At 63.7% G+C, this 26,068-nt stretch carries 29 protein-coding genes; 13 read left to right on the forward strand and 16 right to left on the reverse strand.

Translation table 11 applies throughout. The features are described from left to right. Window positions 1-66 precede the first annotated feature (66 nt). On the forward strand, window positions 67-1,215 hold the full coding sequence (locus tag DFR67_RS14890) for an acyl-CoA dehydrogenase family protein (protein ID WP_110470283.1): 1,149 nt from the start codon (window positions 67-69) through the stop codon (window positions 1,213-1,215). Between the two features lie 55 nt (window positions 1,216-1,270). Then, the gene (locus DFR67_RS14895) at window positions 1,271-2,137 is read left to right on the forward strand and encodes a TIGR03619 family F420-dependent LLM class oxidoreductase (RefSeq protein ID WP_110470284.1); all 867 of its coding nucleotides are present in this window, start codon (window positions 1,271-1,273) and stop codon (window positions 2,135-2,137) included. A gap of 1 nt (window position 2,138) precedes the next feature. On the opposite strand, the gene DFR67_RS14900 is transcribed toward DFR67_RS14895, so the two are convergent. Continuing rightward, window positions 2,139-4,301, reverse strand: coding sequence for an HNH endonuclease signature motif containing protein (locus DFR67_RS14900; protein WP_110470285.1), 2,163 nt, complete (start codon window positions 4,299-4,301; stop codon window positions 2,139-2,141). A gap of 350 nt (window positions 4,302-4,651) precedes the next feature. On the opposite strand from DFR67_RS14900, the gene DFR67_RS14905 reads away from it, so the two are divergent. Continuing rightward, window positions 4,652-5,809 carry an epoxide hydrolase family protein gene (locus DFR67_RS14905; protein ID WP_110470286.1) on the forward strand — a complete coding sequence of 386 codons (1,158 nt, stop codon included), beginning with the start codon at window positions 4,652-4,654 and terminating at the stop codon, window positions 5,807-5,809. A gap of 40 nt (window positions 5,810-5,849) precedes the next feature. Then, entirely contained in the window at window positions 5,850-7,052 is a 1,203-nt protein-coding gene (locus tag DFR67_RS14910) for a lipid-transfer protein (RefSeq protein ID WP_110470415.1), read from the forward strand. Between the two features lie 9 nt (window positions 7,053-7,061). On the opposite strand, the gene DFR67_RS14915 is transcribed toward DFR67_RS14910, so the two are convergent. Genes DFR67_RS14915 through DFR67_RS14925 form a run of 3 tightly spaced genes read right to left on the reverse strand, consistent with a single transcriptional unit; the run spans window position 7,062 to window position 9,958 of the window. Beyond that, window positions 7,062-9,062, reverse strand: a complete 2,001-nt coding sequence (locus DFR67_RS14915; protein ID WP_110470287.1) for an SDR family oxidoreductase — start codon at window positions 9,060-9,062, stop codon at window positions 7,062-7,064. Window positions 9,063-9,111: 49 nt separating this feature from the next. Further along, the gene (locus DFR67_RS14920) at window positions 9,112-9,291 is read right to left on the reverse strand and encodes a (2Fe-2S)-binding protein (protein ID WP_110470288.1); all 180 of its coding nucleotides are present in this window, start codon (window positions 9,289-9,291) and stop codon (window positions 9,112-9,114) included. A 13-nt stretch (window positions 9,292-9,304) separates the two neighbouring features. Beyond that, window positions 9,305-9,958 carry a fatty-acid--CoA ligase gene (locus tag DFR67_RS14925; RefSeq protein ID WP_245937962.1) on the reverse strand — a complete coding sequence of 218 codons (654 nt, stop codon included), beginning with the start codon at window positions 9,956-9,958 and terminating at the stop codon, window positions 9,305-9,307. A 112-nt stretch (window positions 9,959-10,070) separates the two neighbouring features. On the opposite strand from DFR67_RS14925, the gene bfr reads away from it, so the two are divergent. Together bfr and DFR67_RS14935 are read left to right on the forward strand one after the other, a co-directional pair. Next, window positions 10,071-10,550 carry a bacterioferritin gene (bfr, locus tag DFR67_RS14930; RefSeq protein WP_110470289.1) on the forward strand — a complete coding sequence of 160 codons (480 nt, stop codon included), beginning with the start codon at window positions 10,071-10,073 and terminating at the stop codon, window positions 10,548-10,550. 158 nt (window positions 10,551-10,708) lie between these two features. Next, window positions 10,709-11,374 carry a chymotrypsin family serine protease gene (locus DFR67_RS14935; RefSeq protein WP_211325070.1) on the forward strand — a complete coding sequence of 222 codons (666 nt, stop codon included), beginning with the start codon at window positions 10,709-10,711 and terminating at the stop codon, window positions 11,372-11,374. A gap of 7 nt (window positions 11,375-11,381) precedes the next feature. Here the strand turns inward: DFR67_RS14935 and DFR67_RS14940 are convergent, their stop codons facing one another. Beyond that, window positions 11,382-11,561, reverse strand: a complete 180-nt coding sequence (locus DFR67_RS14940) for a hypothetical protein (protein WP_110470290.1) — start codon at window positions 11,559-11,561, stop codon at window positions 11,382-11,384. A gap of 82 nt (window positions 11,562-11,643) precedes the next feature. On the opposite strand from DFR67_RS14940, the gene DFR67_RS14945 reads away from it, so the two are divergent. Next, window positions 11,644-12,600, forward strand: a complete 957-nt coding sequence (locus DFR67_RS14945) for a GlxA family transcriptional regulator (RefSeq protein ID WP_110470291.1) — start codon at window positions 11,644-11,646, stop codon at window positions 12,598-12,600. 7 nt (window positions 12,601-12,607) lie between these two features. Here the strand turns inward: DFR67_RS14945 and DFR67_RS14950 are convergent, their stop codons facing one another. After that, on the reverse strand, window positions 12,608-13,081 hold the full coding sequence (locus tag DFR67_RS14950; RefSeq protein ID WP_245937964.1) for a hypothetical protein: 474 nt from the start codon (window positions 13,079-13,081) through the stop codon (window positions 12,608-12,610). 200 nt (window positions 13,082-13,281) lie between these two features. On the opposite strand from DFR67_RS14950, the gene DFR67_RS14955 reads away from it, so the two are divergent. Genes DFR67_RS14955 through DFR67_RS14965 form a run of 3 tightly spaced genes read left to right on the forward strand, consistent with a single transcriptional unit; the run spans window position 13,282 to window position 15,404 of the window. Continuing rightward, window positions 13,282-13,905, forward strand: coding sequence for an AIM24 family protein (locus DFR67_RS14955; protein WP_084835947.1), 624 nt, complete (start codon window positions 13,282-13,284; stop codon window positions 13,903-13,905). Window positions 13,906-13,910: 5 nt separating this feature from the next. Continuing rightward, window positions 13,911-14,636, forward strand: coding sequence for an AIM24 family protein (locus DFR67_RS14960; protein ID WP_110470292.1), 726 nt, complete (start codon window positions 13,911-13,913; stop codon window positions 14,634-14,636). 9 nt (window positions 14,637-14,645) lie between these two features. Further along, window positions 14,646-15,404, forward strand: coding sequence for an AIM24 family protein (locus DFR67_RS14965; RefSeq protein WP_110470293.1), 759 nt, complete (start codon window positions 14,646-14,648; stop codon window positions 15,402-15,404). Window positions 15,405-15,422: 18 nt separating this feature from the next. On the opposite strand, the gene crcB is transcribed toward DFR67_RS14965, so the two are convergent. The 5 genes from crcB to DFR67_RS14990 all read right to left on the reverse strand — a co-directional run bounded on the left by crcB (window position 15,423) and on the right by DFR67_RS14990 (window position 18,995). Beyond that, entirely contained in the window at window positions 15,423-15,788 is a 366-nt protein-coding gene (crcB, locus tag DFR67_RS14970; RefSeq protein ID WP_110470294.1) for a fluoride efflux transporter CrcB, read from the reverse strand. Continuing rightward, window positions 15,785-16,267 (reverse strand): fluoride efflux transporter FluC, encoded by a 483-nt coding sequence (locus DFR67_RS14975; protein WP_110470295.1) that lies wholly within the window; start codon window positions 16,265-16,267, stop codon window positions 15,785-15,787. Before DFR67_RS14975 ends, crcB begins: the two co-directional genes overlap by 4 nt. Before the next feature lie 132 nt (window positions 16,268-16,399). Then, window positions 16,400-16,873 carry a Dps family protein gene (locus DFR67_RS14980; RefSeq protein WP_110470296.1) on the reverse strand — a complete coding sequence of 158 codons (474 nt, stop codon included), beginning with the start codon at window positions 16,871-16,873 and terminating at the stop codon, window positions 16,400-16,402. Between the two features lie 112 nt (window positions 16,874-16,985). Next, a complete protein-coding gene (locus DFR67_RS14985; RefSeq protein ID WP_110470297.1) occupies window positions 16,986-18,440 on the reverse strand; it encodes a catalase in 1,455 nt (484 codons plus the stop codon). 114 nt (window positions 18,441-18,554) lie between these two features. Beyond that, the gene (locus tag DFR67_RS14990; RefSeq protein ID WP_110470419.1) at window positions 18,555-18,995 is read right to left on the reverse strand and encodes a Fur family transcriptional regulator; all 441 of its coding nucleotides are present in this window, start codon (window positions 18,993-18,995) and stop codon (window positions 18,555-18,557) included. A gap of 166 nt (window positions 18,996-19,161) precedes the next feature. Here DFR67_RS14990 and DFR67_RS14995 point away from each other — a divergent pair, with 166 nt between their 5' ends. After that, window positions 19,162-20,505 carry an aldehyde dehydrogenase family protein gene (locus tag DFR67_RS14995; RefSeq protein WP_110470420.1) on the forward strand — a complete coding sequence of 448 codons (1,344 nt, stop codon included), beginning with the start codon at window positions 19,162-19,164 and terminating at the stop codon, window positions 20,503-20,505. An 81-nt stretch (window positions 20,506-20,586) separates the two neighbouring features. Then, window positions 20,587-21,552, forward strand: coding sequence for an SMP-30/gluconolactonase/LRE family protein (locus DFR67_RS15000; RefSeq protein ID WP_110470298.1), 966 nt, complete (start codon window positions 20,587-20,589; stop codon window positions 21,550-21,552). A gap of 31 nt (window positions 21,553-21,583) precedes the next feature. Here the strand turns inward: DFR67_RS15000 and DFR67_RS15005 are convergent, their stop codons facing one another. The 3 genes from DFR67_RS15005 to DFR67_RS15015 all read right to left on the reverse strand — a co-directional run bounded on the left by DFR67_RS15005 (window position 21,584) and on the right by DFR67_RS15015 (window position 23,895). Further along, the gene (locus DFR67_RS15005; RefSeq protein WP_110470299.1) at window positions 21,584-21,919 is read right to left on the reverse strand and encodes a DUF8129 domain-containing protein; all 336 of its coding nucleotides are present in this window, start codon (window positions 21,917-21,919) and stop codon (window positions 21,584-21,586) included. Window positions 21,920-21,997: 78 nt separating this feature from the next. Continuing rightward, window positions 21,998-23,395: a GntP family permease gene (locus DFR67_RS15010; protein ID WP_110470300.1), complete on the reverse strand. Its 1,398-nt coding sequence runs from the start codon at window positions 23,393-23,395 to the stop codon at window positions 21,998-22,000. Continuing rightward, window positions 23,395-23,895: a gluconokinase gene (locus DFR67_RS15015; RefSeq protein WP_110470301.1), complete on the reverse strand. Its 501-nt coding sequence runs from the start codon at window positions 23,893-23,895 to the stop codon at window positions 23,395-23,397. Before DFR67_RS15015 ends, DFR67_RS15010 begins: the two co-directional genes overlap by 1 nt. A 124-nt stretch (window positions 23,896-24,019) precedes the next feature. On the opposite strand from DFR67_RS15015, the gene DFR67_RS15020 reads away from it, so the two are divergent. After that, window positions 24,020-24,733: a FadR/GntR family transcriptional regulator gene (locus DFR67_RS15020; protein ID WP_110470302.1), complete on the forward strand. Its 714-nt coding sequence runs from the start codon at window positions 24,020-24,022 to the stop codon at window positions 24,731-24,733. 7 nt (window positions 24,734-24,740) lie between these two features. Here DFR67_RS15020 and DFR67_RS15025 read toward each other — a convergent pair whose 3' ends face one another. Then, window positions 24,741-25,478 (reverse strand): hypothetical protein, encoded by a 738-nt coding sequence (locus DFR67_RS15025; RefSeq protein WP_110470303.1) that lies wholly within the window; start codon window positions 25,476-25,478, stop codon window positions 24,741-24,743. A 55-nt stretch (window positions 25,479-25,533) separates the two neighbouring features. Then, entirely contained in the window at window positions 25,534-26,052 is a 519-nt protein-coding gene (locus DFR67_RS15030) for an SRPBCC family protein (RefSeq protein WP_245937965.1), read from the reverse strand. Window positions 26,053-26,068 lie beyond the last annotated feature (16 nt).

The following is a 26,068-nucleotide window of genomic DNA, read 5'->3' on the forward strand; positions in this document are numbered from 1 at the left end:
AAGTGAATCCGATATCAGCTTTTTGGCCGGACCGCGGCCGAAACGCCAAACCACGGGAGAGCTTCGATGAAGAGACTTGTTTTCGAGACCGAGCACGAACAGCTCCGCTCCACGGCGCGAGACTTCATCGAACGTGAGATCAAGCCCTACGCCGAGGCCTGGGAACGTGACGGACAGGTCGATCGCGAGGTGTACAAGAAGGGCGGCGATGTCGGGCTCATCGGCTTCAACATCCCGGAGGAATACGGCGGCGGAGGAGTCGACGATTTCCGTTTCAACGCGGTCATCGTCGAAGAACTGACCAAGTTCGGTTCCGCCTCACCGTCTTTCAGTCTCCAAAACGACATCGTGGCCCCGTACCTCGTGTCGCTGGGCACCGAGGAGCAGAAGCAGCGGTGGCTCCCGGGGTTCGCCTCCGGGGACATCATCGGCGCGATCGCGATGAGCGAACCCGGCGCGGGCAGTGATCTGTCGGGCATCAAGACGTCGGCCAAGCGCGATGGCGACGACTGGGTGCTGAACGGATCCAAGACCTTCATCTCCGCCGGCATCAACTCCGACCTCGTCATCGTGGTCTGCCGCACCGACCCCGACCCGGCCGCCAAACACAAGGCGTTCTCGTTGCTGGTCGTCGAACGTGACATGCCCGGCTTCGAACGCGGCCGCAAACTCGACAAGATGGGACAAAAGGCCCAGGACACCGCCGAGTTGCACTTCACCGACGTCCGCGTCCCTGCAGCAAATCTCCTGGGTACCGAGAACCGTGGCTTCTACCATCTGATGCAGAACTTGCCGTCCGAGCGCCTGTCGATCGCCATCGGCGCCATCGCCGGGGCCCGCGCCATCTACCAGGAAACTCTACAGTACGCAAAGGACCGCCAGGCATTCGGTCAGCCCATCGGCTCGTTCCAGGCCAACCGGTTCACCATCGCCGAGATGTCCACCGAACTCGACATAGCCGAGCAGTTCGTCGACAGGTGCCTGGCAGGAGTGGTCGCCGGTGAGCTGACCGCAGTCGATGCGGCCAAAGCCAAGTGGTGGTGCACCGAACTGGGCAAGAAAGTCATCGACAACTGCTTGCAGCTGCACGGCGGGTACGGCTACATGAACGAATACGCGGTGGCCAAAGCCTATGTGGACGTGCGGATCCAGACCATCTTCGGAGGCACCACCGAGATCATGAAGGACCTCATCGGGCGGGACCTCGGCTTCTGACGTGCGATAGCATTCGACGTTCCGCCAGACACCTGCATAGACTAACGTCTACTTTGTGAAGTTCTACATCAGCACGGCGTTTCTGCCCACCGCGGAGATCATCGAGATCGCACGAGCGGCAGACGAACTCGGGTATCACGGGCCGGGGATACCCGATCATGTCGTCGATTTCGAGGAGATGTCGACGCCCTACCCGTACACCAGCGACGGCAACCGCCGTTGGGACCGGTTCACGGATTGGCCCGATCCGTGGGTTCTGATCGGCAGCCTCGCCCAGTGCACCAGCCGGCTGAGATTCGTGAACACGGTGTACGTTGCCGCACTGCGCGATCCGTTCACCGCGGCCAAGGCCATCGGAACGGCGTCGGTACTCAGCGGTGGTCGAGTGGAACTCGGCCTCGGGGTGGGCTGGAGCAGAGATGAGTTCGAGCTGATGGGCGCGCAGTTCGAGGGGCGCGGTCGGCGGACCGACGAGATCGTCGAACTGATGAAGTCGCTGTGGACCCCCGGATGGACCGAGTTCGACGGCGACAGCTACACCGTGCCCCGCGTCGAGATGTCCCCCACTCCGCCACGGATCCCGATCCTGATCGGCGGGCTCTCCGAACGCGCTCTGCGTCGAGCCGCCCACCATGATGGCTGGATCGGCGACCTGATGACCACGGATGAGGCAATCACGACCACCACCCGCCTTCGCGATCTGCGTGAAGAATGCGGACGGACCGGCACAGACTTCTCCATCGTTGCGCCCCTCACCGATGCTTTCACCGCCGACCACTACCGACATGCCGAAGACGCCGGAGTCACCCACATCCTGACGATGCCCTGGCTCCTCTATAGCGGGGGCGATGTCTCCACGGAACAAAAGATCCTCGACCTCAAGCGATTTCGCGACGAGGTGCTCGTCCAGTGGCCCCGATGAGCTAGAACGGCGGTGGCGGACCGTCGAGATCGGTTGACGACTCAGTAGGAGGTGGCGCCTGCGGAGGCGTTTCGAGGAGTCGGCGGTTGCGGTTCCGTTCTGCTCGGCGGCGGGCATACTTCTCCGCCAGTCGGGTTCGGCGGCGCGATGGCATGTCAGGTGGCGCTCCGCGTGGAGGTCCAGGTTCGCGCCAGGTCATGTCCAGCAACGCAGGAAAGAGGTCTTCTCCAGACCACGCCGGTCCGCGGAATGGAACTCCTTCGGGACTGATGAAAACGATGCGGGTACGTCCCTCCGCGTCGGTTTCCTGCAGGTCGACCCAGTTTCCGAATGTCTTGAGCAGATGATGAAACTTGCACAGGCATTTGGTGTCTTCGGCGCAGGTTTGCCCCCCGGCGTCGGGGTTGTCGTGGTCGTATTCGTCGGTGTGGTCGGCTTCTGACTTCCAGGCAGGCCTTCGGCAGCCGGGGAAGGTGCAGTAGGCATCACGGATCCGGACAAACCTGTTGAGGGCAGCGGACAGCCGGTAGGCGTCGCCCGGTTGCGACTTCGGGAGTGCTGTCTCGGTTTTCTGTTTGCGTCGCCGGCGACGTTCGGCCCGGTTCGGGCGCTCACATGCGGTTTCTGATTCTGGCGCGGAAGGCTTCGGCTCCGGTGTGTTCGGTTGTGAATCCTCACCCGTGGGTTCTGTCGATTCGGTTCTCGGATGCTCGGTGTGTGCGTCGACGGGACCCTCGGAGAGTCCCACCTTTGAAGCCGGCGCCTGCGAAGCGGCAGTATTACTGGCCTTGGCCGTGTCGGTGTGCCCAGACTCCGCTGCTTCGGAACTGTTGTCGGGCGGCACATCCTCCGGAGCATGGCCACCGTCCGCAGGATGGGTCGAGTCGGCCTCTTTCTCGGGCTGCGGAAGATGGTCGTTGTCCACACGATTGTGGTCGTGGTCGGCGTGGCCCTCGTCATCAATCGAATCGTCAAAGTCAGCTGACGAAGATTCCTCTGCCCGAGCGCCATTTTCGTCTGCGTGGACGTCTGATTCTTTCATTGGTGGACGTTTCGCGTCTTCTTTCGCTTTGACCAGGCGCTTGATCTCGTCGAGCAGCTCCTCGGGGCTCAGTTCCTTCGCCGCAGGGGTATGCAGGTCATCTGCGGCAGAGTCGGGCACCGATGACGGCTGATCTAGGACATCCCTCGCCAGTTCACCACCGAGCGGAGCAAGTCGGGCGTTGGGTCTGCGGGCGATCTCGCGGGCGTGGTCACCTGAGATCACCCCATGACCGTCCATCAGTGCGGCGTTGTTCGCTCGCCCTTCGACGGTCGCTTGATCCATCACGACGTGAACCACGAACTGTGTGCCGCCATCGCTGTCGCCGTCACTGTCGTGCGGACGCGCGAACTCACAACCTTCGGAATCTCCGCACTGGCAAAGGAAGTCGACGTCCATGGTGGCGCAGAACATCGCATCCGACAGACGCTGTGGCGTCGTGCGGGGAGCGTTCCCGCAGACCTGAGTAGCCAACTGCTGCACCCGCTTCTCCAAGAGCAGGGCGTTCTCGGCGGTCATCGACGCCACCACATCAGCCATCCCGTCGGTGGTCGCGTACCGCTTGAAGTTCCGGCCGTCCTTGGCCCGGGCCCGGCGTTCCCGAACCCCCTCAGGGTCATGGCGGAACACGACCTGATCGACCATGTTGCGCAGCCGATCTGACGACCAGGCACCGTCGCGCCACAACATCTCGGCAATTTCCCCATCCACCGACGCCGACCACGGCATGCCGTCGACCAGTTCAGTGCGCGAGACGATATCGCCGACGTGATGGGGTGCAACCCGGCCTGCTCGCAGTGCCTCGTTCACCTGCGGCAGTCGGTCGCGCAAGGCCAGGCCCCGGCGGATCACGTTGTCGGCCCATCCCGGCGTCACCCCGAGCGCTGCTCCTACCCGCGCCGAGCAATGTGCCCATCCGTCGAGTTGGCGCACGTCAACCTCGGCGGTGGGCTGGGCCAACTGCCGATGGATCTCAGCAGCGGTCGCATATTCCGACCAGGCGGCAAGGCCTTTCACGTGAGCGAGTTGCTGCATAGACGTGGTGAGTTCGCGCGGGCGCAGCAGATGTGGAGTCGACACCCCCAGACCCCGGAACGCTGCTTCCATCCGCTCTTCGAACATGTTGTCGACTATGCCATGAGCGTCTGACAATTGGCCGCATGGCCCGAACATTGCTGCAAATACACCTGTTTCAGTCAAACGATCCATTTGCACAGGAACGCTATCTGTCAATCTGTCCGAGACGGCGCCGGCGATTGCCGACCAAGGTCAGGCGTTCAGCGGTCCGGTAGACCGTGTATTGCGAACAGAGAATTCGTCGGCATTGATTGCTCGTAGACGTGACAGCGGCGGGTGATTCTGTAGTAGGTAAATCTTTTTGCGCCAACGCTTTTGCGGGCAGCGACGATCCTGATCGCGTTGCACAACGCCAGAGCGGTGGGTGAGCGGAGTCTGGCGTAAAATCACGCTCCATGGCGCACTCACCACAGCAGCCCGAACCGTTCACGTCGAAGACAACCACCGCCGAACTCGAGGATCTGCGGACACGTCTGCGCAGGACCAGGTGGCCAGATGCTCCCGAGGATTGTGGATGGGCGCTCGGCACCGATGTCGACTACCTCCGAGAACTGATCGACTACTGGGTCGAGGAATTCGACTGGCCTGCTCAGGAAGCTGCGTTGAACGCGCTTCCCCGCTTCCGGGTCCCGATCGGCGGACTCGGGATCCACTTCGTCCATGCGCGGGCGAAATCCGACACCCCCGCACTACCGGTCATCCTCAACCACGGCTGGCCGGATTCCTTCTGGCGGTACTCGAAAGTTGTTCCCCTTCTGACCGACCCGGGTGCGTATGGCGCGGATCCAGCCGATGCCTTTGACGTCATCGTCCCCGACGTCCCGGGCTTTGGATACTCCGATCGACCGGCCGGTGACCCCCTGGACTCCATCGCCGTCGCGGGACTGTGGGCCGAGCTCATGCGTGTCCTGGGCTACGAACGGTTCGGCGCCGCGGGTGGCGACATCGGCAGCCATGTGAGTCGCTATCTCGCGCTGAACAATCCCGATCGGGTCGTCGCGGTACACCGAACCGACGCAGGACTCCCGTTATACCCCGGTGCACCAACCGATCTCAGTGAGTCCGAGCAGACCTGGGTCGCCGGCGCCGTCGCCTGGGGACAGACAGAGGGCGCGTACGCCGCTATGCACCGCACCAAACCGCAGACCGTCGCCACCGGGCTCAACGACTCACCGGCTGGGCTCGCCGCGTGGATAGTCGAAAAATTGCGATCGTGGAGTGATTGCGACGGCGATGTCGAACGCGCGTTCACAAAAGATGAAATGCTCACGAACATCACGATGTACTGGCTCACCCAGACCATCGGCTCATCGATGCGGATGTACCGGGCCAACAGTGCGATCCCGTCCGAGCAGTACGCCCGCCGGGTGGAAGTGCCCTCGGGATTTTCGCTGTTCGCCGGAGATGTCGTACTGCCACCACGGGCCTGGCTCCAGCGCACCGCGAACGTCGTGCGGGTTACCGAACCGACACGCGGCGGGCACTTCGCGCCCTTCGAAGAACCCGAGTTGTACGCACAGGAACTACGAGACTTCTTTCGTCCGTACCGCTGAACTCCGCATACCGACGAGAGGTGTGTGGGACGCTGACACGATGAGCGGAAATCGTGTCTTTGTGATCGGTGTCGGGATGACCAAGTTCGAGAAGCCTGGTCGCAAAGAGGGCTGGGACTACCCGGCCATGGCCAAAGAGTCCGGTACCCGGGCACTCGAGGACGCGGGCATCACCTTCGACCAGATCGAAGAAGCGCACGTCGGCTACGTCTACGGCGATTCGACCTGCGGCCAACGTGCCGTCTACGAGCTGGGCATGACGGGCATCCCGATCACGAATGTCAACAACAACTGTTCCACCGGCTCCACGGCCCTGTATCTCGCGGCTCGCTCGATCCGCGGCGGTTTGGCAGATTGCGTGCTGGCACTGGGATTCGAGAAGATGCAGCCAGGATCGCTGGCTGGTGGGGCGCAAGACCGTGAGCAGCCGCTGATGCGCCATATCGCTGCCGAATCGGAGTTGTTCGAGTTCGCATTCCCGGCCGCGCCATGGATGTTCGGTGCCGCCGGCCTCGAACACATGCAGCGGTACGGCACCACCGCAGAACATTTCGCCAAGATCGGCGAGAAGAACCACCGCCACTCGATCAACAATCCGTACGCCCAGTTCCAGGACGAGTACTCGCTCGACGAGATCAAGGCCGCGAAGATGATCTACGAGCCGATCGAGTTGACCCGGCTCCAGTGCTCACCGACCTCCGACGGTTCCGGCGCGGTGGTCCTGGCGAGCGAACGTTTCGTCGACGAACACGATCTGGCCGCGCATGCCGTCGAGATCGTCGGGCAGGCGATGGTCACCGACCTCGAGACCACCTTCACCGACAAGAGTGCGATCACCATCGTCGGCGCCGACATGACCCGCCATGCTGCCCGAAAGGTGTACGAGCAGGCGGAGATCGAGCCCGCCGACGTGGACGTCATCGAACTGCACGACTGCTTCTCCGTGAACGAGTTGCTCACGTATGAGGCGCTGGGGTTGTGTGGCGAGGGCGACGGCGGGAAGCTGATCGATGGCGCCGAGACAACCTACGGCGGCACCTGGGTCGTGAATCCATCCGGCGGACTCATCTCGAAAGGCCACCCACTCGGCGCCACGGGACTGGCTCAGGCGAGCGAGCTCACCTGGCAACTCCGGGGTACCGCGGACAAACGACAGGTCGAGGGCGCAAAGATCGCTCTGCAACACAACATCGGGCTCGGTGGCGCGGTGGTGGTGACCGCCTACCGTCCGGCGGACCGCTGACCTGCCCGGTTACCAGTGCACGCCCTTGAGGACACGTGCCAGCAGGATCTGCTCTGATTCGCTACGCCCCTCGTCGCCGCGGGCCGCGGCGGAGTCCGGGAACACCTGATAGGCCAGGTGCAGAATCCGGAATGCGAGCTTCGGCGTCACGGTATGCGCCACCGACCCGAGATTGCCCAACGCCGTATTGATCTCGTGTGGTCGGTCGACCAGCGCCGTGATGACCTTGTCGGCGGCCTGGCCGGGGCTGATGGTCGGGAATCTGTCGTAGAGCTTGGTGGGCGCGATCATCGGCGTCCGCACCAGTGGCATGTGGATGCCGGTGAACGAGATCCCGTCACCGACCAACTCCGACGACACCACGTTCGACCACGAATCGAGAGCCGCCTTCGATGCCACATAGGCACTGAACCGCGGCGGATTCGTCTGCACCCCGATCGACGAGACGTTGACGATGTGGCCGCCGCCCTGTGCACGCATCACCGGTAGCAGACCGATCACCAGCCTGATCGCACCGAAGTAGTTGAGCTGCATGGTGCGTTCGAAATCGTGGAACCGATCTTCCGACAACTTCAGGGACCGGCGGATCGAGCGGCCGGCATTGTTCACGACGTAGTCGATGTGTTCGAAGTCGTCGCCGAGTTGCTTGGTCAGCGCGTCGATTGCGTCGAGGTCGGACAAGTCGCAGCCATACGCGTAGGCGGTGCCGCCCTGTCCCTCGATCAGATCCTTGGTCGCCTCGAGCTTGTCGAGACCGCGGGCCACCAGGATCGGGATGCCGCCGGCCTTCGCGACCTTGACGGCCGTGACGAGGCCGATTCCGGACGAGGCGCCCGTGATCACCACGGTCTTACCCGAAAGCGCCTTCACGACACTGCGATCGGACTTGATCGAGTCGTCGAGGAACTGTTCCCAATAGGTCCACAGGTTGGCCGCATACGTGTCGAGCTCGGGCACCGAGATCCCTGACCCCGACAACGCCTCCTCCGTCGCGTACGAAGAAAAGGTTCCCGGAAACGAGACGTGTGCAAGGACTTCTGGCGGGATCCCGAGCCTACCGATCGTCTGCCGAAGAGCGAATTGCGCCGGGCCCGACCGAACGACGGTGCCGAGCAGCGAACTCGGTTGCAGAGCGCGTGGAAGAAGATAGGTCGGCATCAGACCGGTTACCGACCGATCGACAGGGACCGCGAACCTGGGCGCGCCCGCGGCTGCGGAGAACGTGTTGACCATGCCAACGGTGTTCTGCGGCTTCGGATTCACCAGGTGGAAGGCTTCGCCGTCCCGGCCCGGCAGATGGGCGAGGTAATCCATCGCCTGTGCGACATAATCGACCGGAACCACGTTGGTGTCGCCGAGGTCGACGCCGAGCAACGGCAGCGCCCCCGGCAACGCATCGCGCATCCGCTTGAACAGCGGGAAGAAGTAGTACGGCCCGTCTATCTTGTCCATCGCGCCGGTTTCCGAATGTCCGAGGACGATCGCCGGTCGATAGACGCGCCAGGGCACACTGGCCTCGTCACGGACGATGCGTTCGGATTCGAACTTGGTCCGGTGGTAGGCCGAGAGAAGTTCCTGGCCCTCGTCGAACATCGACTCGTCGAAACGGCCACGGAACTCACCTGCCGCCGCGACCGAAGAGACCTGGTGGAAGCATCCCGCGTCCAGCGCCCGGGCAAGAGACAATGCCGCCCGGGTGCCCCCGACGTTCAACATCTCGTTGGCCTCGTCGGAGGCCGTCATGTCGTAGATCGCAGCGAGGTGAAAGAAATGGTCGATCTTGCCGCTGTGCTCGGCGATCCACGCCGGATCGACGCCGAGATTGTCCGCTTGCAGGTCTCCGACGACCGGGGTGACCCGGTCGGTATCCCATTGCCGAATGAGTCGTTCGATCTTTTGGCGCGAGCCTCTGCGCACCAACACGAAGATCTCGCCACCGCGATTGTCGAGCAGTTCGCCGAGCAGATGCCTGCCGATGAACCCTGTGGCCCCCGTCACAAAATATGCCATACCCGCTGACAGTAGTGTGACGCGGCCGCCGCGTCATCCCTGGTCCGGGTCAACCCGCAGGGCTGTTGGCGAAATGGGCCTCGATGATGGCTCGCACCGTCTTGCGGCAACGACCGCAATCGGCGCCCGCACCACATGCGAGGGCGACCTCCTTCGAGGTCCGTGCGCCCTCGGCCACCGTCTGTTCGACGACGTGGCTGGTGACTCCTTGACACAGGCAGACGTACATGAGGGCTTCCGGACTAGCTCTGCGGCTGCAGGTCCAGGATCCGCTGCAGCTTCCCCACGAACAACGGCGGATACACCCCGACACCGGCACCCGACATCCACTCCGCGGCGGCGTCGGGATGTTCCACCCACGCGACCGCATTCTCCTCGGTGTCGAGTTCTTGCAAGATCATCACTTCTTGGCGGTCGTCGAGAGCCTGGTAGATCCACACCCTCCGGACACCGGCGGAGATGAACCTCCGCAGACTCTTCCGCACCGTTCCGAGTAGCGCGGGCACACTCTCCACCGGTGCGATCGCTGCGACGAGGATGCCCGAGTGATCGGACTCGGCCGTGGCCAGGTCGATCTTCTCCACCACCTCACCTGCGAACAGCGGGGGAATCTCTTCCACACCGGCAGCGTCGAACCAATCGAACACCGCCGGATTGCGCACGAGCTTTTCTATCGAGCCGCGATCGTGCAGGCCGAGAGTTGCGAACACCCGCCGCGGATCATCGAGACCGCGGTAGACCACCAGGTGGCGAGCTCCGAGGCGGGCCAGCGAGTCGTTGTTCTCGGACAGGCGCTCGACGACTCCCTCGTCGCTGGGCAGCGAGAAATCGGAGGCCAGGATGCGCGAATGCTCGGACAAATCGATTCCTTGCTCTTTGGTGCCGGTGGTTGTCACCCGAACTGCATCGTACCGAGATAAATTGAATTCACACGTGATGTCCACAGCCCCACCAGGAACAGCCCTCCTGGCGAGAGACATCAGGTGCTGTCAGACGTGAGGAGAAATAATGCAAGGAGATCCGGAAGTTCTCAAGCTGCTCAACGAGCAGCTGACCAGTGAATTGACGGCGATCAACCAGTATTTTCTGCACTCCAAGATGCAGGACAGCTGGGGCTTCACCGAAGTCGCGGCGCACACCCGCGCGGAGTCTTTCGAGGAGATGAACCATGCGGAGGCGATCACTGATCGCATCCTGCTTCTCGACGGACTGCCCAATTATCAGCGGTTGTTCTCGCTGAAGGTCGGGCAAACTCTGCGCGAACAGTTCGAGAGCGATCTGCAGATCGAGATCGATGTGGTCGCCCGACTCAAACCGGGCATCGTCATGTGTCGTGAAAAGCAGGACACCACGAGCGCCAACCTGCTGGAGAAAATTCTCGCCGACGAGGAAGAGCACGTCGACTACCTGCAGACACAGCTCCAATTGATGACGACATTGGGTGAGAGCTTGTACCTCGCCCAGTGCGTGGGGCGTCCGCCGACCTGATCCCGGAAAAGTGTTTCGCGGCGCGCGAGATCCCTGCGCACCACTGTTCCACGAAGCCATCGTCGAAGCCGCTGCCTGCGGCTTCGACGATGACTGTCGCAGGCCCTGTGCCTGGTAGGTTCCTCATGTCAACACCCGAGTTTTACCGTGAGGAATTGATGATCAAGAGGACCGGCACCTTCTTTGCAGCTCTGTGCGCTGTACTGGCACTGACAGCCCTGGGGGTGTCCACCGCGTCGGCCGCGCCTGTCAAGGTCAACCTCGGCGGTGGATCCGGAATCCTTCTGCCGGACCGTGACGGTAAAGCCTCGGCGTGCACGCTCACGACGATCGGTCGCGATCAGAACAACGCGCTGGTCGGCCTGACCGCCGGGCATTGCGGCGTCGCCGGCACCAAGGTCCTCGCGGAATCGGCCCAGAACGTGGGGCCCGTCGGTGAGGTCACCTACAAGAACACCGATCTCGACTACGCGATCATCCGCTTCGACGCAGGCAAGGTGAACCCGGTCCAGAGGGTCGGTGGGGTCACGATCCGCAGCCTCCGTACGCAGGCGCCGCAGTTCCCCGAGATCAGCTGCAAGGAAGGGCGCACCACCGCCAACACCTGTGGCATCACCTGGTTCTCCGACGGCTTCGCGCACTACAGCCAGATCTGCGTTGTCGAAGGCGACTCCGGCAGTCCGGTCGTGGTCGGCGACAGGCTCATCGGAATGGTTAACGCCTACTACTTCATCGGCTGCATCGGACCGGAGACCGGGACGAACATCAAGCCGATCCTCGACGACATGAAAAAGCACGGCGTCACCGACTTCCGGGTCGTCTGACCTGAGCTCAGCCCTCCCGCTGACGTTCCAGCTCGTCGATCTCCGCCCACCTCCGCATCTCTTGAGGCCCGACCTCCGCGTCGGCACCGAAGGGAGCACGCGGTAGGTGGGCGGTTTTTTTTGCGTTCTCGACGAACACCATGAGTAGGCCGATGAACATGGGGACGAGGATGTACATGAATTCCATGTCCGAAACTATGCGCTCGAACAATTATCGCCACAACTGGCCATTTTGACAGGCTTCACTAATTTTCTGCCATAATCGGTGGATGCTTCGTTCCGTCGCCGCCGTCCTTCAAGAACCCGTCGCCGCTTTCGAATACGGCGTCATCTGTGAGGTGTTCGGCGTCGACAGGACCGACGAAGGCGTGCCGCGTTTCGACTTTCGGGTCTGCGCCGTCAATCCAGGCGCACCACTGAACTTCACCACCGGGGCCCAGATCATCCCCCAGTTCGGCCTCGACGCATGCGCCGACGCCGACCTCATCGCGATCCCTGCCGGCCAGGTACGCGCAGACTTCAACGAAGAGGTCCTCGAGGTCCTGCGGGCAGCCGACGCCCGCGGCGCTTACATATTGTCGGTGTGCACCGGGTCCTTCGTGGTCGCCGCCGCCGGCCTGCTCGACGGACTGTCGGCGAGCACCCACTGGCGCTACGGCAAGGAAATGTCCGAGCTGTTCCCGCATGTGCAGGTCAACACCGACGTCCTCTACGTCGAAGAAGGCAACATCATCACCAGCGCGGGCACCGCCGCAGGAATCGACGCGAGTTTGCACCTGGTCCGGAAGGAACACGGACCCACCATTGCCAACAAGATCGCTCGCCGGATGGTGGTGCCCCCGCAACGCGAGGGCGGCCAACGTCAGTTTGTCAAAGCTCCTGTTCCCGTATGCGACACAGACGGTTTCGGCGAAGTCCTCGGCTGGATGCTGCAAAACTTGAGCGCCGACATCGCCATCGCCGATCTGGCGACCCGCGCCCACATGTCCTCCCGCACATTCGCCCGCAGATTCGCCGACGAGGTCGGCACGAGTCCGCTGCGCTGGCTCACCGAGCAACGCGTGCTCGCCGCGCAGAGTCTGCTCGAGACCACCGATCTCGGAATCGAAGAGGTGGCCCGCCAGGTCGGCTTCAGTTCGGCGACGCTACTGCGCCACCACTTCGCAGCCATCGTCGGCATCACGCCGACCGCCTTCCGCACCCGGTTCGGCACCGCGGCCAGCTGAGATCAGGTCAGTCCGCGTCGGCTCCGGCCTGGTACGAATCCTCGAACGAGATGCGCGGCAGGCTGGTCGCCGCATAGATGGTGAGCGCCAGGAACACCAGAAATGTCAGGGCGAAACCGATTGCCAGCGCGGCGAAACCGTAGTGGACCGACTTCTGGACGATCGCAGAACCATCGTCCACCCACAACGATCCGAATGCGCTGGAAACAGCTCCGAGTAGAGCCCACGCCGCACCCCTTGCCCGCGGGCCCACCGTGGAAACGTAGAACAACCGCTCGTAGATGGCCGTCTCGAACTCGTCCACCGCGGCACCGCGCACGGGGTCGTCAGCGGCAACCGCCCGCAGTTTGCCGGCAAGATCGACGTCGCGATCAAGTCGGGTCGTCTCCTGCTGTCGGTACCGGACATACAGCCCGACCCCGATCACCAGCGCGAATACAAAGATCCCGGCACCGACTCCACCCCACGCGACATCATCCACCTGTAACACGTTACAGCTGTGTTCAGGGTCGAGCTCCGCTCAGCTTCGTCTCCGGCCAATGGTCGAGCTCCGCTCCGCTTCGTCTCCGGCCGGTGCAGTCATTTGAACTGTCTATTGCGCTGTTCACCATGGCCTGGGGTGCCTACGATTACTCCGGTATCGCAGACGCGAGGGATGACCTCTGAAGGGGAATCGGTGACATGGCCGAGTTACTAGGATTGACCAAGCGCATCGTGGAGGCGCGGCTCAACAACTCCTCGATCAAGGCCGTGAGCGGATCGATGGTCTCCTACCAAGGTCAGGTCGAATTCAAATCGGCCGGATTCGGCGGCGGATCCGGCTTGGTGGCCGGCCTCAAACAGAAGGCCACCGGCGAATCGTTGAAACTGATGGAGTGCACCGGCAACGGGATCGTGCACCTGGCGATCCAGGCGCAGTACACCACTGTGCTGCAACTGAACAACGAGACCATCCAGGTCGAGTCGCGGCAGCTGCTCGCGATGGCGGGCAATCTGCAGACCAACGTCCAGTTCTCCGGACTGGGCGGCATGTCCAGCGGGCAGGGTCTTTTCACCACCACCGTGACCGGAACCGGACAGGTTGCCCTCCTGTCGGCGGGCGGCCCGTTGATCCACCTCGAGGTCAATCCCAATCTGCCGCTCGTGGTGGACCCGGACGCCTTCGTCTCCGCGAAAGGCCAACTGCAGCAATCCTTCGTCACCGACGTCAGCTGGCGGTCGATGATCGGCCAGGACGGTGGCGAAGCATTCTCCTTGCGCTGGCAGGGCCAGGGCGTCGTGTCGATCCAACCAGCGGAACGGTGAATGGCATGGTATTCGAGAAGATCAACTCCAAGGTCGTCAAGGTAAACGTCGGACACGCCGGCGGTGTTGTCGCTCGTAAGGGGGCGATGCTCTTCTACACCGGGCAGGTCCACTTCTCACCTCATCAGATCCCGGGCGCCGGGGGCGGCGGTATGCCGGGGATGGGTGGCATGGGTGCAATTGCCGGGATGGCGGGACGCATGATGCGGGGCGAGCACGAGGCCACCATGATGGCACAGGGCAACGGCGAGGTCCATTACGGATTCGCTGGTCTGGCAGTGCATGTCATCGATATGCCGCAGGGCGGCACGATCACCGCCGATGCTTCACGGACACTGGGGTATACCGCAGGACTACAGGCATCGATCGTCTCGATGACATCTCAGGGTGGCGGCGGAGGCGGAGGCCGCGGCGGAGGCCTGATGGGAGCGTTGCGGGGCGCGGCGACAGGCGCATTGACCGGCGACGGCATGTTCACCACCCAACTGCAGGGCACCGGTTCGGTGGTGCTCCTCGCCCACGGGGAAGTACTCGAGATCGCGGTGGGCGGGCAGTATCCCGTGATCGTCGATCCACAGGCTTTCGTCGGCACATTCGGCAACGTGCAAACCCAGCTGAAGTCGACGGCCGGCTGGCGCGACGCTGTCGGCCGCGGCGCCGGCGAAGCGATGCAGCTGCAATGTCAAGGCCAGGGAACCGTATTCGTGCAAGCCTCCGAAGAGAAGCTGTAGGGAAAAGCCATGAGCGACATCTTGAATCCGTCCATGTTGCAGGGCGACGACAACATCCCCGGCAACACCTACGCCTACTACATGCAGCTGACCAAACCGTGGATCATGTCCAAGGGCGCGATGATCGCGTACTACGGACAGATGCAGTTCCAGGCTCTGATCCAGGGCATGCAGACCTCCATGATGCAACAGCTCGCCGGGACGATCAGCGCCCCGCTGTACATGGGCGACTACATCATCGCCCAGGGTCAGGGCACTCTGATCATCGGCGACCGTGGCTACGACATCAACTCGTATGACCTGGAGGACGGCAACCTGACGGTGCGGGCGGCCAATCTCCTCGCCTTCGAACCGGGCCTGCAGCTCAATCAGTCGATCGTGCCCGGCTACCTGACGCTCATCGGCACCGGGAAGTTCCTCGCCTCGTCGAACGGTCCGGTCATGTTCGCCGAACCCCCGCTGCGCGTAGATCCTGAAGCCCTTGTCGGATGGGCCGATTGCCCCTCACCCAGCCACCACTACGACCAGAGCTGGATCACCGGCTTCATGGCAGCGGGCGCAGCAATGATGGGCGCCGCGAGTGGTGAGGAACAGCAATTCGACTTCACCGGCTCGGGCACGGTCTTGATCCAGTCCAGCGAGAAGGTCATCAACGATCACAACCTTGTGCGCACGTTGGAGAGCCAGATCCCGGGCCTGTCGACGATGGGCCTGCAGCGTCTCAACCAGCGGATCCAGCAGCAGATGGGTCAGCAGCAGGCCTACTGACTCCTTCGCCGCAGGCCTCTACACCGCGTGCACGAGCGCCAGGCCCGCGGCGCAGGCGGCCACGGAAATCACCAGCGATCCGGTGGCGTAACCCACGGCCATACCCCGGCGCCCCTGCTGGATGAGTCGTACCGTTTCGAAGCTCGCGGTACTGAAAGTGGTGTAGCCCCCGCAGAAGCCGGTACCGACGATCGCCTGCCACTCGGATGCGCCCCCGTGGAAGATGATGATTCCGGCTATGACGCCGATGATCAGCGACCCGGTGACGTTGATGACGCCCGTGCCCCACGGCAGCGGCGATGGCCGGCGTCGTTTGAATTCGGAATCGACCATGAAACGCGCGACCGCACCGAACGCTCCTGCCAGTGCGACCCAGACGATCATCCGCGGGCCGCCACTCGCGTGTGGGTGTGGGCGGCCACCGCGATGCCCGCCCAGGCCAGCAGTGCACCAGCGACAACTGTCGCGGCCGCATACCCCACTGCAGTGGCGACGCTTCCATCACGGACGAGTAAGGACGTCTCCAGCGCGAACGCACTGTATGTCGTGAAGGTGCCACAGAAGCCGGTGCCGAACAGCAAGCGGGCTCGCTGACGCCAACCGGTGTCCACACCCAGTCGTGCAAGCCCTTCCAATGCAAGACCCAACATGAATGCGCCGGCGAGATTGATCATGAACGTCGCCCAGGGCCACTCGGGAGCCTCGAAGGGGTAGGCCTTTTCGAGGAGATAGCGGGCGCTGGTACCGAGCAGGCCCCCGGCTACTACCCACGCCAAAGCGCTCGGACGCAGGTGTAATGGCCGCGACGACCCGGTATCCGGATCCGACGGCAACTCGGGGTGTGAGTCCTGCGGATGTGCCACGTCAAGAATGTACGTCGCCGCGCCTGCCCGTGTACACGCGAACACGAAAGCCCCCTGCGGCCATCGGGCTGGGCCATCAGGGGGCTTTCGACAACAGGCGTCGCGGGGGGATGACACCTGTCGGTCATCGGGTCAGGCGACCTGCGCCTGCCACATCCAGTGCAGCTGCTCGAGGCGCGCTGCGATTCCGATCAGGAGATCCTGGGTGACGGGATCGGCCTTCTCGGTCACCTCGATGCGCTGGCGTAGTCCGTCGACGACAGTCTTGATGTTGGCGACGATGGCCGTGACCACGTCCACATCCTTGGTCCACCCTGCGCCGAAGCCCTTGGTGCCCGCGGTCTTTGCGACTGTCTCCGAGCGACCGTCCGGGCTCACGCCGATCGCGGTGGCCCGCTCGGCTGCGGCATCGGTGAACTCACGTGCGGCTGTGACGAGTTCGTCGAGTTCGAGATGGACCGACCGGAACTGCTGCCCGACCACATTCCAATGCGCCTGCTTGGCGATGAGGGACAGGTCGATGAGATCGACAACAGTGTCCTGCAGGGCCTTTCCTGCGACGGCCTGCTGATCTTCGTTCAATGTGCTGGTGATGGGGTTTGTCATGAAGAATACCCTTCCTCTCGGTTCTGCACTGCGTAGCGAATCAACCAAACGTTTTCTGCGCGTAGATCTTTGTCCCTGCGCTGTACTATTTCCAACGCTCGTCGACGGGGCTTTATGCCCCGTTTCGCACTCCTTCTTCGACTTTCTTGCCCAGTTCCGGGTCGACGTTGCTCCAGTACTCGAACACCCTGGACAGGACCGGTTCGGTGACGCCACCGAGTACGTGGCCGACGATGTTGCCCACCAACCGCTCTCGGGCATCGTCGTCCAGTACCTCTCGGTACAGAGTGCCCGCCTGCGTGAAATCGCCGTCCTCGGGATGGTCGATGTAGCCGGCGCGGACCGCCTGCCCGTCGAACTCCCAGAGGCCTTCGTCGCCCGCGGCCTGCGGGTCCGCATGGGGTCCGCCGAAGGAGTTCGGCGCATACACCGGCACGTCTGGCGCACTGAAGTTGTAGGCCATCGCACCTTCCTTGGAGTAGGTGTTGACAACAGCCGCCTTGGCCGAGTTCACCGGCAGATGAGAGTAATTGGCGCCGATGCGGTAGCGGTGTGCGTCTGCGTAGCTGAAGACACGTCCGAGCAGCATCTTGTCGGGCGAGAACCCGATACCGGGAACCACATTGGACGGCTCGAATGCTGCCAGCTCGATATCGGAGAAGAAGTTCTGCGGGTTGCGGTTCAGCGTCCACTTGCCGACCTCGATCAGCGGGTAGTCCTGCTGCGACCAGACCTTGGTCAGGTCAAACGGATTGAAGCGATAGCCTTCTGCCTCGCCGACCGGCATGACCTGGATCTTCAGGGTCCAGGTGGGGAATTCGCCCCGCTCGATCGCCTCGTACAGGTCCTGACGATGGTAGTCCGGGTCGGTGCCCGCCAGTTCGTCGGCTTTCGCCTGCGTGAGGAACTCGATGCCCTGGTCTGTCTTGAAGTGATACTTCACCCAGAACCGTTCTCCCGCTTCGTTCACCCACTGGTAGGTGTGCGAGCCGAATCCGTCCATGTGCCGCCAACTCTTGGGGATACCGCGATCACCCATCAGCCAGGTCACCTGATGAGCAGTTTCCGGGCGCAGGGTCCAGAAGTCCCACTGCATGTTGTGATCGCGCAAACCCGAACCAGGTAGCCGCTTTTGGCTCCGGATGAAGTCGGGGAACTTGATCGGATCCTTGATGAAGAAGATCGGCGTGTTGTTTCCGACGAGGTCGTAGTTGCCGTCTTCGGTGTAGAACTTCATCGAGAAACCGCGTGGATCGCGCCAGGTGTCAGGACTGCCCTGTTCGCCGGCGACCGTGGAGAACCGCACCAGCGACTCCGTGGTCTTGCCCGGCTGCAAAAACTTGGCTTTCGTGTACTTGGAGACGTCGCCTGTGATCGTCAATTCACCATAGGCGCCACCGCCTTTGGCGTGGACGACCCGCTCAGGCACTCGCTCGCGGTTGAACTGGGCGAGCTTCTCGATCAGGTAGTGGTCATGCAGGAGGATCGGGCCCTGGGTTCCTGCGGTCAACGACTCATTGTCGCTCGCGACGGGGATACCGGAATTGGTGGTGGTGCGTGGGGTCATTTCTTGCCTCCTGTTTTCGAGTACGACGAAAGGGTGTTCGTCGAAAACGTGCTGTAGTTCGGCCGAACAGAGCTCAGGTGAGCCTGCCGAGCTGGGCCTGGCGGTGGGAAAAGGTCAGCGTTCGCTGTCGGACTGGCAGACCGAACAAAGTCCCCAGTAGGTCACTTCTGCCTCGTCGATGACGAATCCGTGATCGACGTCCGGGGTCAGGCAGGGAGCTGATCCCTTGGCACAGTCGACGTCCCTGATGTCACCGCAGTTGCGGCAGACCAGGTGATGGTGGTTGTCGCCCGTTCGGTTCTCGTACCTGACCGGCGAGCCTGCGGGTTCGATGCGCCGCAGCAGTCCGCGCTCCGCGCACACCCTCAAGACGTCGTAGACGGTTTGCGTCGAGACACCACCCAGACGGTCGCGAACTCGTGCGGCCACGAGGTCCGCGGTCGAGTGGGGGTTGAGTTCCAACACGTCGAGCACAGCGAGCCGCGGCGCCGTCACCCGTAGTCCCGCAGCGCGCAGCTGCTGCCGCGCGTCGCGTACCTGGTGTCCCGAACTCATGACACCACCATACGTCCTTTTCTGGAATGAGTCCAGAAAATATCTGGAATGGTTCCAATAAACGTTGTCGGGTGACCTGCACACGGATCCGGGTGTGCAGCGGCGAATCAGTGGGTACCAGTCCACCGTGACTTCGACGACCTCGACCGAGACTTCGACCTCGGTGCTGACCGTGCTGGATCCCAGGACCGGCGACACCGTCGCGCAGGTCCCCATCGCCGATGCCGACGACTGCAACGGCGCCGTGCATCGCGCGCACGCGGCTGCGCCTTCCTGGCGGCGTACGCCGGCCGCCGAACGTGCCGCGGCATTGACCGCAGCGGCAGCCGCAGTGCGCGAGGCGGCGGCCGAACTCGCCGATCTGAACGAACGAGAGACCGGGAAGACGCGCGACGACGCCCTCGGAGGCGTCGATGCCAGCGCGGGCACCCTGGTTCAGTACGCCGAACTCGGACCGGTGCACCGGGGTCGCAGTCTGCACGGGTCGTGGCAGGCAACCGACTTGATGATTCCCGAACCGAGAGGTGTTGTGGCGGTGCTGACGCCGTGGAACGATCCGGTTGCGGTGGCGGCGGGCCTGCTCGGCGCCGCCCTCGTCACCGGCAACACGGTGGTACACAAACCGAGCGAACGCTGCCCGTTGACCGGACGGCGTTTCGCCGAACTGGTGGCCGCTCACCTGCCACCCGGGGTCCTGGAAATCGTGGACGGCGACGGCTCGACCGGCGCCCGGCTCGCCGCGGCGGAGAATGTCGACGTCGTCGCACACGTCGGGAGCAGCAACACCGGCAGTGCGATCGCACTCGCCTGCGCGCGCCGAGGGGCGAAGGCCCTGCTCGAGAACGGCGGCAACGACGCGCTCATCGTCGACGTCGGCACCGACCCGCAGTGGGCAGCCGAGCAGGCCGCGCTGGGCTCATTCGCCAACGCCGGGCAGATCTGTGTGTCGGTCGAACGCATCTACGTGGTCGGCTCGGTCGCCGAGAGCTTCACCGATGCGCTAGTCGAACAAGCAGGTGAATGGGCCTCGCGCATCGGACCGCTCGTCGATGAGCGCCAGCGAGAGCAGGTACACCACCACGTCACCGACGCCGCTCAGACCGGTGCCACCGTACTCACCGGCGGAGAGCGACAACCGGGTCCCGGCACCTTCTATCCGCCGACAGTCCTGACAGACTGCACGCCCGACATGCTGGTCTTCCGAGAGGAGACCTTCGGGCCGGTCGCCCCCATTCGCTGCGTACCCGATTTCGCCACCGCGCTCGCCGAGGCGTCGAACGACCGATACGGGCTCGGCGCAACGGTACTCACGCCGGACATGTCCCATGCCCAAGATGCGTGGCGATCGCTTCCGGTGGGCACGGTCAAGATCAATGCCGTGTTCGGCGGTGCGCCCGGTGGAGCCTCGGAACCCCGCGGTGCGAGCGGCAGCGGATTCGGATTCGGCCCCGAACTGCTCGACGAGATGACGGCGACGAAGGTCGTGCACTGGTCCCCACCGGGGGCCTGAACTCCCGACCTGCGCGGGCGACTGCAGACTGTGACCGCCACCACTTACGATAGGTGGGCACACCACAGCCGGGAGGCCCCGATGTCCACGTTCTCGCTCCGCTCGATGCTTCGGATCTGCGCCGCCGCGGTGCTCATCACGGCCACGGTCTCCATGGTCGGTGCTCCCGCGGCGAACGCCGCCGCCGTCTGCCGCGGTGCCGGACAGGCCCCCGTCCTGGTCGCACGGGTGCCCGGCGCGGCGCTCGAGGGCCTGACGGTCGATCCGGCCGGCCGGCTCTACACCACCGACATCATCACGGGGCGCCTCTACCGGGTGGAGCGTCCCGGCGCACCGGCGGTGCCCGTAGCGACCGTCCCCGGCGGCAGCGGCGGCGGCGCCTTGGCATGGACTCCGGACGGCACGTTGCTGGTCGGCTACGGCGCCGATCCCCGGGTTCTCGTCGGCGACGTCGTGCGCGCCGGGTCGATCGCGAAGTTCAATCCGTCGACCGGGCGTCTGACGCCTTTCGTCGGCGGACTCAGTGCCGCCAACGGTCTGGCAGTCGCGGCGAACGGCATCACCTACGCCACCAACGACTTCGGATCTCTGGTGGGCCGCGTGTTCCCCAACGGTGCGGTACAGGCGGACTGGGCGCGGCTGCCGAGCGCCAACGGCGCCGCACTCGGCAACGACGACGCCTACCTGTACGTGTCACGCACGTTCGTCAATCCCGGCGTCAGTCGTATCCCGGTACGCAATCCGGGAGCGCCGCAATCACTGATCACGTTCGGCGGCGGTGACGTGATCGCCGCCGCCGACGGCCTGACACTGGACTCCCGTGACCGCCCGATCGTGCCCACGGACATCAGCGGAGAGATCCTCCGCGTCGATGGTCCAGGGCGGTTCTGCTCTCTCGCAAGCGGATTGCCCGCGTCCAGCGTGGTGACCTACGGACGAGGCGAAGCCGGCTTCTCGGCAGGCCGGTTGTTCCGGGCAGGCTTCGACGGCAACATCTACGAGATTCCCGGCGGCTTCGATCCGAATGCCCGCACCGCAGCACCCTGACGGTCTTTCTTTGTCAGGCGCCGCCGACGACCTACGATCTGCCCCGTTTGGGCGTCTGCGATGCCACGCCGTGCCGAAGCGGTGTGTTGTCATCGGGGCTCTGCTGGGGGCTGACCGATGATCCACCGGATCCGCCACCGACCGGCGGGGCTTGTGTGGGATCTCCACCGGACGGCTCTGCGCCATCGGCGAGCTGCTTCACACGCGCTTGCATGATCTCTTCCACCTGCACCCGGTGAGCGGTCGCTCGTTCGTGCTCGAGCAACCGCTCGAGATCGGGCTGCGTCAGCGAGCGGATGCGGTGGGTGATCGTCCCCAGAGTCAGTTGGTCGTAGTCAGGAATCGGTAGTTCGTCGTGAGTGCTCATGCCGTGGGGGTACCCGAGCGACGGGTGAGGAAAACGGTCATCACCACCTCGCCCGGGCACGCCCCGAGTGCGTCCGGCTCAGATCACGAGGCCGAGCAACAGCACCACGATCAGGCCTGTCACCGACAGCACCGTCTCCATGACCGACCAGGTCTTGATCGTCTGGCCGACACTCATCCCGAAGTACTCCTTGACCAACCAGAAGCCCGCATCGTTGACGTGGGAGAAGAAGACCGAGCCGGCACCGATCGCGAGCACCACCAGCGAGACCTCGCCACTGCTGAGCCCATCCACCAACCCGAGCATCAGCGACGACGCGGTGATCGTGGCGACCGTCGCAGAACCTGTTGCCAGACGGATCAATACGGCCAGGACCCAGGCGAGCAGGATGACGGAGACGTTGGCGTCGCTTGCCCAATCGGCGAGCAGAGTACCGATGCCGCTGTCGACGAGTACCTGCTTGAAACCACCGCCCGCGGCGACGATCAGCAGAATACCGGCGATGGCAGGCAGTGCAGCGCCCGTGCACTTGGAGATGGTCTCGCGGTCCATGCCCGACCCCTTGCCCAGGGTGAACATGGCGACGACCACTGCGATCAGCAGAGCGATGACGGGCGTGCCGAGGACATCGAGCACCTGCCGAACGATCTGGTCGTCATTCTCGATGAAGATCTCGGCAACAGCTTTGCCCAGCATCAGGACCACGGGCAACAGCACGGTGAACAGGGTGATCGCGAACGACGGGCGTTTGGTCGTCTTACCGTCGGCCGGGTCGGCGTCGAAGGTGGTGGGTACATCCAAGACCACCCACCGCCCGGCGAGCTTGCCGAACAACGGACCCGCGACGATGATCGTCGGCACAGCGACGGCGATACCCAGCGCAAGGGTCAGGCCCAGGTCGGCGCCGAGCGCGTCGATCGCCACCAGTGGCCCGGGGTGCGGAGGCACGAAGCCGTGCATCGCCGAGAGCCCGGCGAGTGCCGGGATGCCGACGGTGATCAGCGACAGTCCGGACCGTCGGGCGACCAGATAGATGACCGGCATCAACAGGACGAGACCGATCTCGAAGAACATCGGCAGACCGATTATGGAACCGACCAACGCCATCGCCCACGGCAACATACGCGGCGAAGCGTGGCCGACAATGGTGTCGACGATCTCGTCGGCGCCGCCTGAATCGGCGAGGAGTTTGGCGAACATCGCACCCAGCGCGATCAGGATGCCGACGCCGGCTGCCGTGGAGCCGAAGCCGTCGGTGAACGACTCCAGGACAGTCGGGATCGCCTCTCCGGCAACGACACCCACCGTGAGTCCACCGGCCACCAGAGCCAGGAACGGATGCACCTTGGCGACGGTGATGAGAACGACGATCACCGCGATACCGGCGAGTGCGGCAACGATCAGCTGCCAGCCGGCCGCAACGGGCTCCGGCAATTCGGTGTCGGCGGCCATCAAGACCACCGATTGTGCGGACATCAGTTCTCCTCGGTTGTGGTTGCGGTCAAGTAGTTCTCGACGATGTCGTCGATGGATTGATCGATGTCGATGACCACGCCGCGCTCATCGCCGCCGAGCGCCTCGAGGGTCTCGAATTGCGACGCGAGCAGCGATGGCGGCATGAAATGGCCAGGTCTGCTCGCCTGCCGCTTGGTGATGACGCTGTGGGTACCGTCCAGGTGGACGAAGCGAACATCGGGACAATGCGCTCGCAATTGATCGCGATACTTGCGCTTGAGCGCCGAGCAGCTCATGACGCCGCCCTCGGGATGGTCCGCGAGCCACTCACCGATCGTGTCGAGCCAGGGGTGTCGATCGTTGTCGTCGAGCGCCTGACCGGACGACATCTTGGCGATGTTCTCGGGTGGATGAAAGTCGTCCGCATCCGCGAACGGGACTCGCAGACGTTGGGCGATAGCCGCACCGACCGTCGACTTCCCCGAACCGGACACACCCATCACGACCAGTGGTGATCCCATGGCTTCTCCTTGCCCATTTGTGCTACCGGTCACACAGTTTGCTTCAAAGATCATACTTTTGCAACCCCTGCCACCTATAAAGCAGTTGTTTACTTGTACTACGCCAGAATGAGAAGATAATTCGGTGACCCCAGATACATCGGTCGGTGAGCTTCACGGCAGTGTTCTGACCGGGATCGGGACCAGGATCGTCTCCGGTGAGCACGCGGCCGGAGCTGTCCTGACCCTCGACAGCGTCGGCGTCGAGTTCGGGGTGTCGCGAACGGTCGCCCGTGAAGCCATCCGCGTCCTCGAGTCGATGGGGCTGGTCGCCTCACGTCGACGCGTCGGGATCACCGTCCAGCCACGGGACCGCTGGAACGTGTTCGACCCCCGACTCATCCGCTGGCGTCTCGACGCCGGCGAACGTACCGACTTCCTGCTGACCCTGTCCGAACTACGTCGCGGGTTCGAACCGGTAGCTGCCGCGTTGGCGGCCGAGCGCGCCGATGAGCATCAATGCCGCATCCTTGCCGCGGCGGTCTCCGACATGGTGGTACACGGACGGTCCGGCGACCTCACCCAGTACCTGTTGGCCGACAAGATTTTTCACCGCACCCTGCTCGAGGCGAGCGGCAACGAGATGTTCCGCGCCCTCAGTGATGTGGTGGGCGAAGTACTCGCCGGACGCACCCATCACGGCATGATGCCGACGCGCCCCAATCCGGCTGCCATCGCGCTCCATGACGATGTGGCGCGGGCGATTCGACTGCGGGACCCCATAGCTGCCGAACTCGCGATGCGCGACATCATCGTCGAAGCCGCTGCAGCGGTGCAGGACCCCACCCAAGCGGGCTGAACGCGCGCTACTTGAGGCGGTTTCCCGGTCGGATCAGATGGCTGGGTTTCATCCGCTCGGACGGCGGCAACCACCGGTCCACGCTGCGCCGCAACGTGAACAAGGCCGACAGCAGGAGCAATGCGAACTGGATCCAGCCCACGACGCGCAACGCGCCGGGGACCGCCGGATAGTCGAAGAGCAGATCCATCCCCATGGGTATGCAGAGCAGCATTACCACGACCAGCGTGACGTACAGGTTTCTGGTACCGCGGCTGCGCCGGCGCGAGGTCGCGACGAGGAGCGGGTACTGGATCGCGAGCAGAACGAGTGTGGTGATCAGCAGCGCCGGCGGGAACAGTCCGGACAAGGAGTCGATGCGATCGGCAGGGGCGGCGTTGTTCGGATCCTGCGCGACGCCGACCTGTAGGCGCTCGTTCAGCAGATCGCTGATCGCTCCCAGGTTCGCGAATCCGTAGACGACGCTGACGAGCGCCGCCACCGCGGCGCCGATCCAGAGCAGCCAAGCATGGTGCAGGGACGCGGGCGGCGGGGTCGGCTCGTCGAAATTGGCGTGATCCTTGTCTTTCGACTTCCGGCCTGCAGCCAGCTCGGCCATATCCATCGCATCGAGCTCGGCCAGTGTCGGCATACCGCTCAGGTCGGGGGGCACCTGAATCGAGTCCGATGGCCCGGCACTCGGCTTCTCGAGGTTCGGTCGGTCGGACTGCGGATCGGTCGGCTGCTCTTCTGGGTCCTGCGTCACACCCCGATTGTTGCACCCGGCCCGTTCGGGCCCCACCCAGCCGTGCGCGGCACGGTCAGGGCGCCTCGGCGGCCGACTTCAAGGCCTGCAAGGTCCGAGCGATGTTCTTCTCCTGGAACTGGGGGAAGGTCTTCCCTGATGTGACGACGCGATCGAAGATCTCCACGACCACGCGAGGCCATCTGCTGCGGTCGTCGAACCAGGTTTCCGTCACCGTGGTGCCACCGGAATCATTCGCCTCGAACCGGTACTCCCACGAGGCGTTGGCACCTTTGATCGTCGGCGCCTTACGTCCGATCGCGTGGACACGGAAGGCGAACCGCTCCGCAGTGTCGGCCGCGGTCACCGTACAACGGGTGATCCATCGCGCCCTCCCCCGGCGATTTCTACCCTCGAACACCATCCCGGCGAAGGCCTGCCCGTCAGGCCTCGGATTGACGACGGTCGCGCCGAGGTTCTCGGGACTCCACTCACCCATCCGAGTCGGATCACTGACCATCGAGTACAGCGTCTGCGCGGGGGCGGCGATGTCGACGCTGTCCGATATCTGCATTCTTCTCGGTGCCATGGCCATGACTGCACGGTAGCGG

This window comes from Williamsia limnetica, from assembly GCF_003217475.1.
Lineage (GTDB): Bacteria > Actinomycetota > Actinomycetes > Mycobacteriales > Mycobacteriaceae > Williamsia > Williamsia limnetica.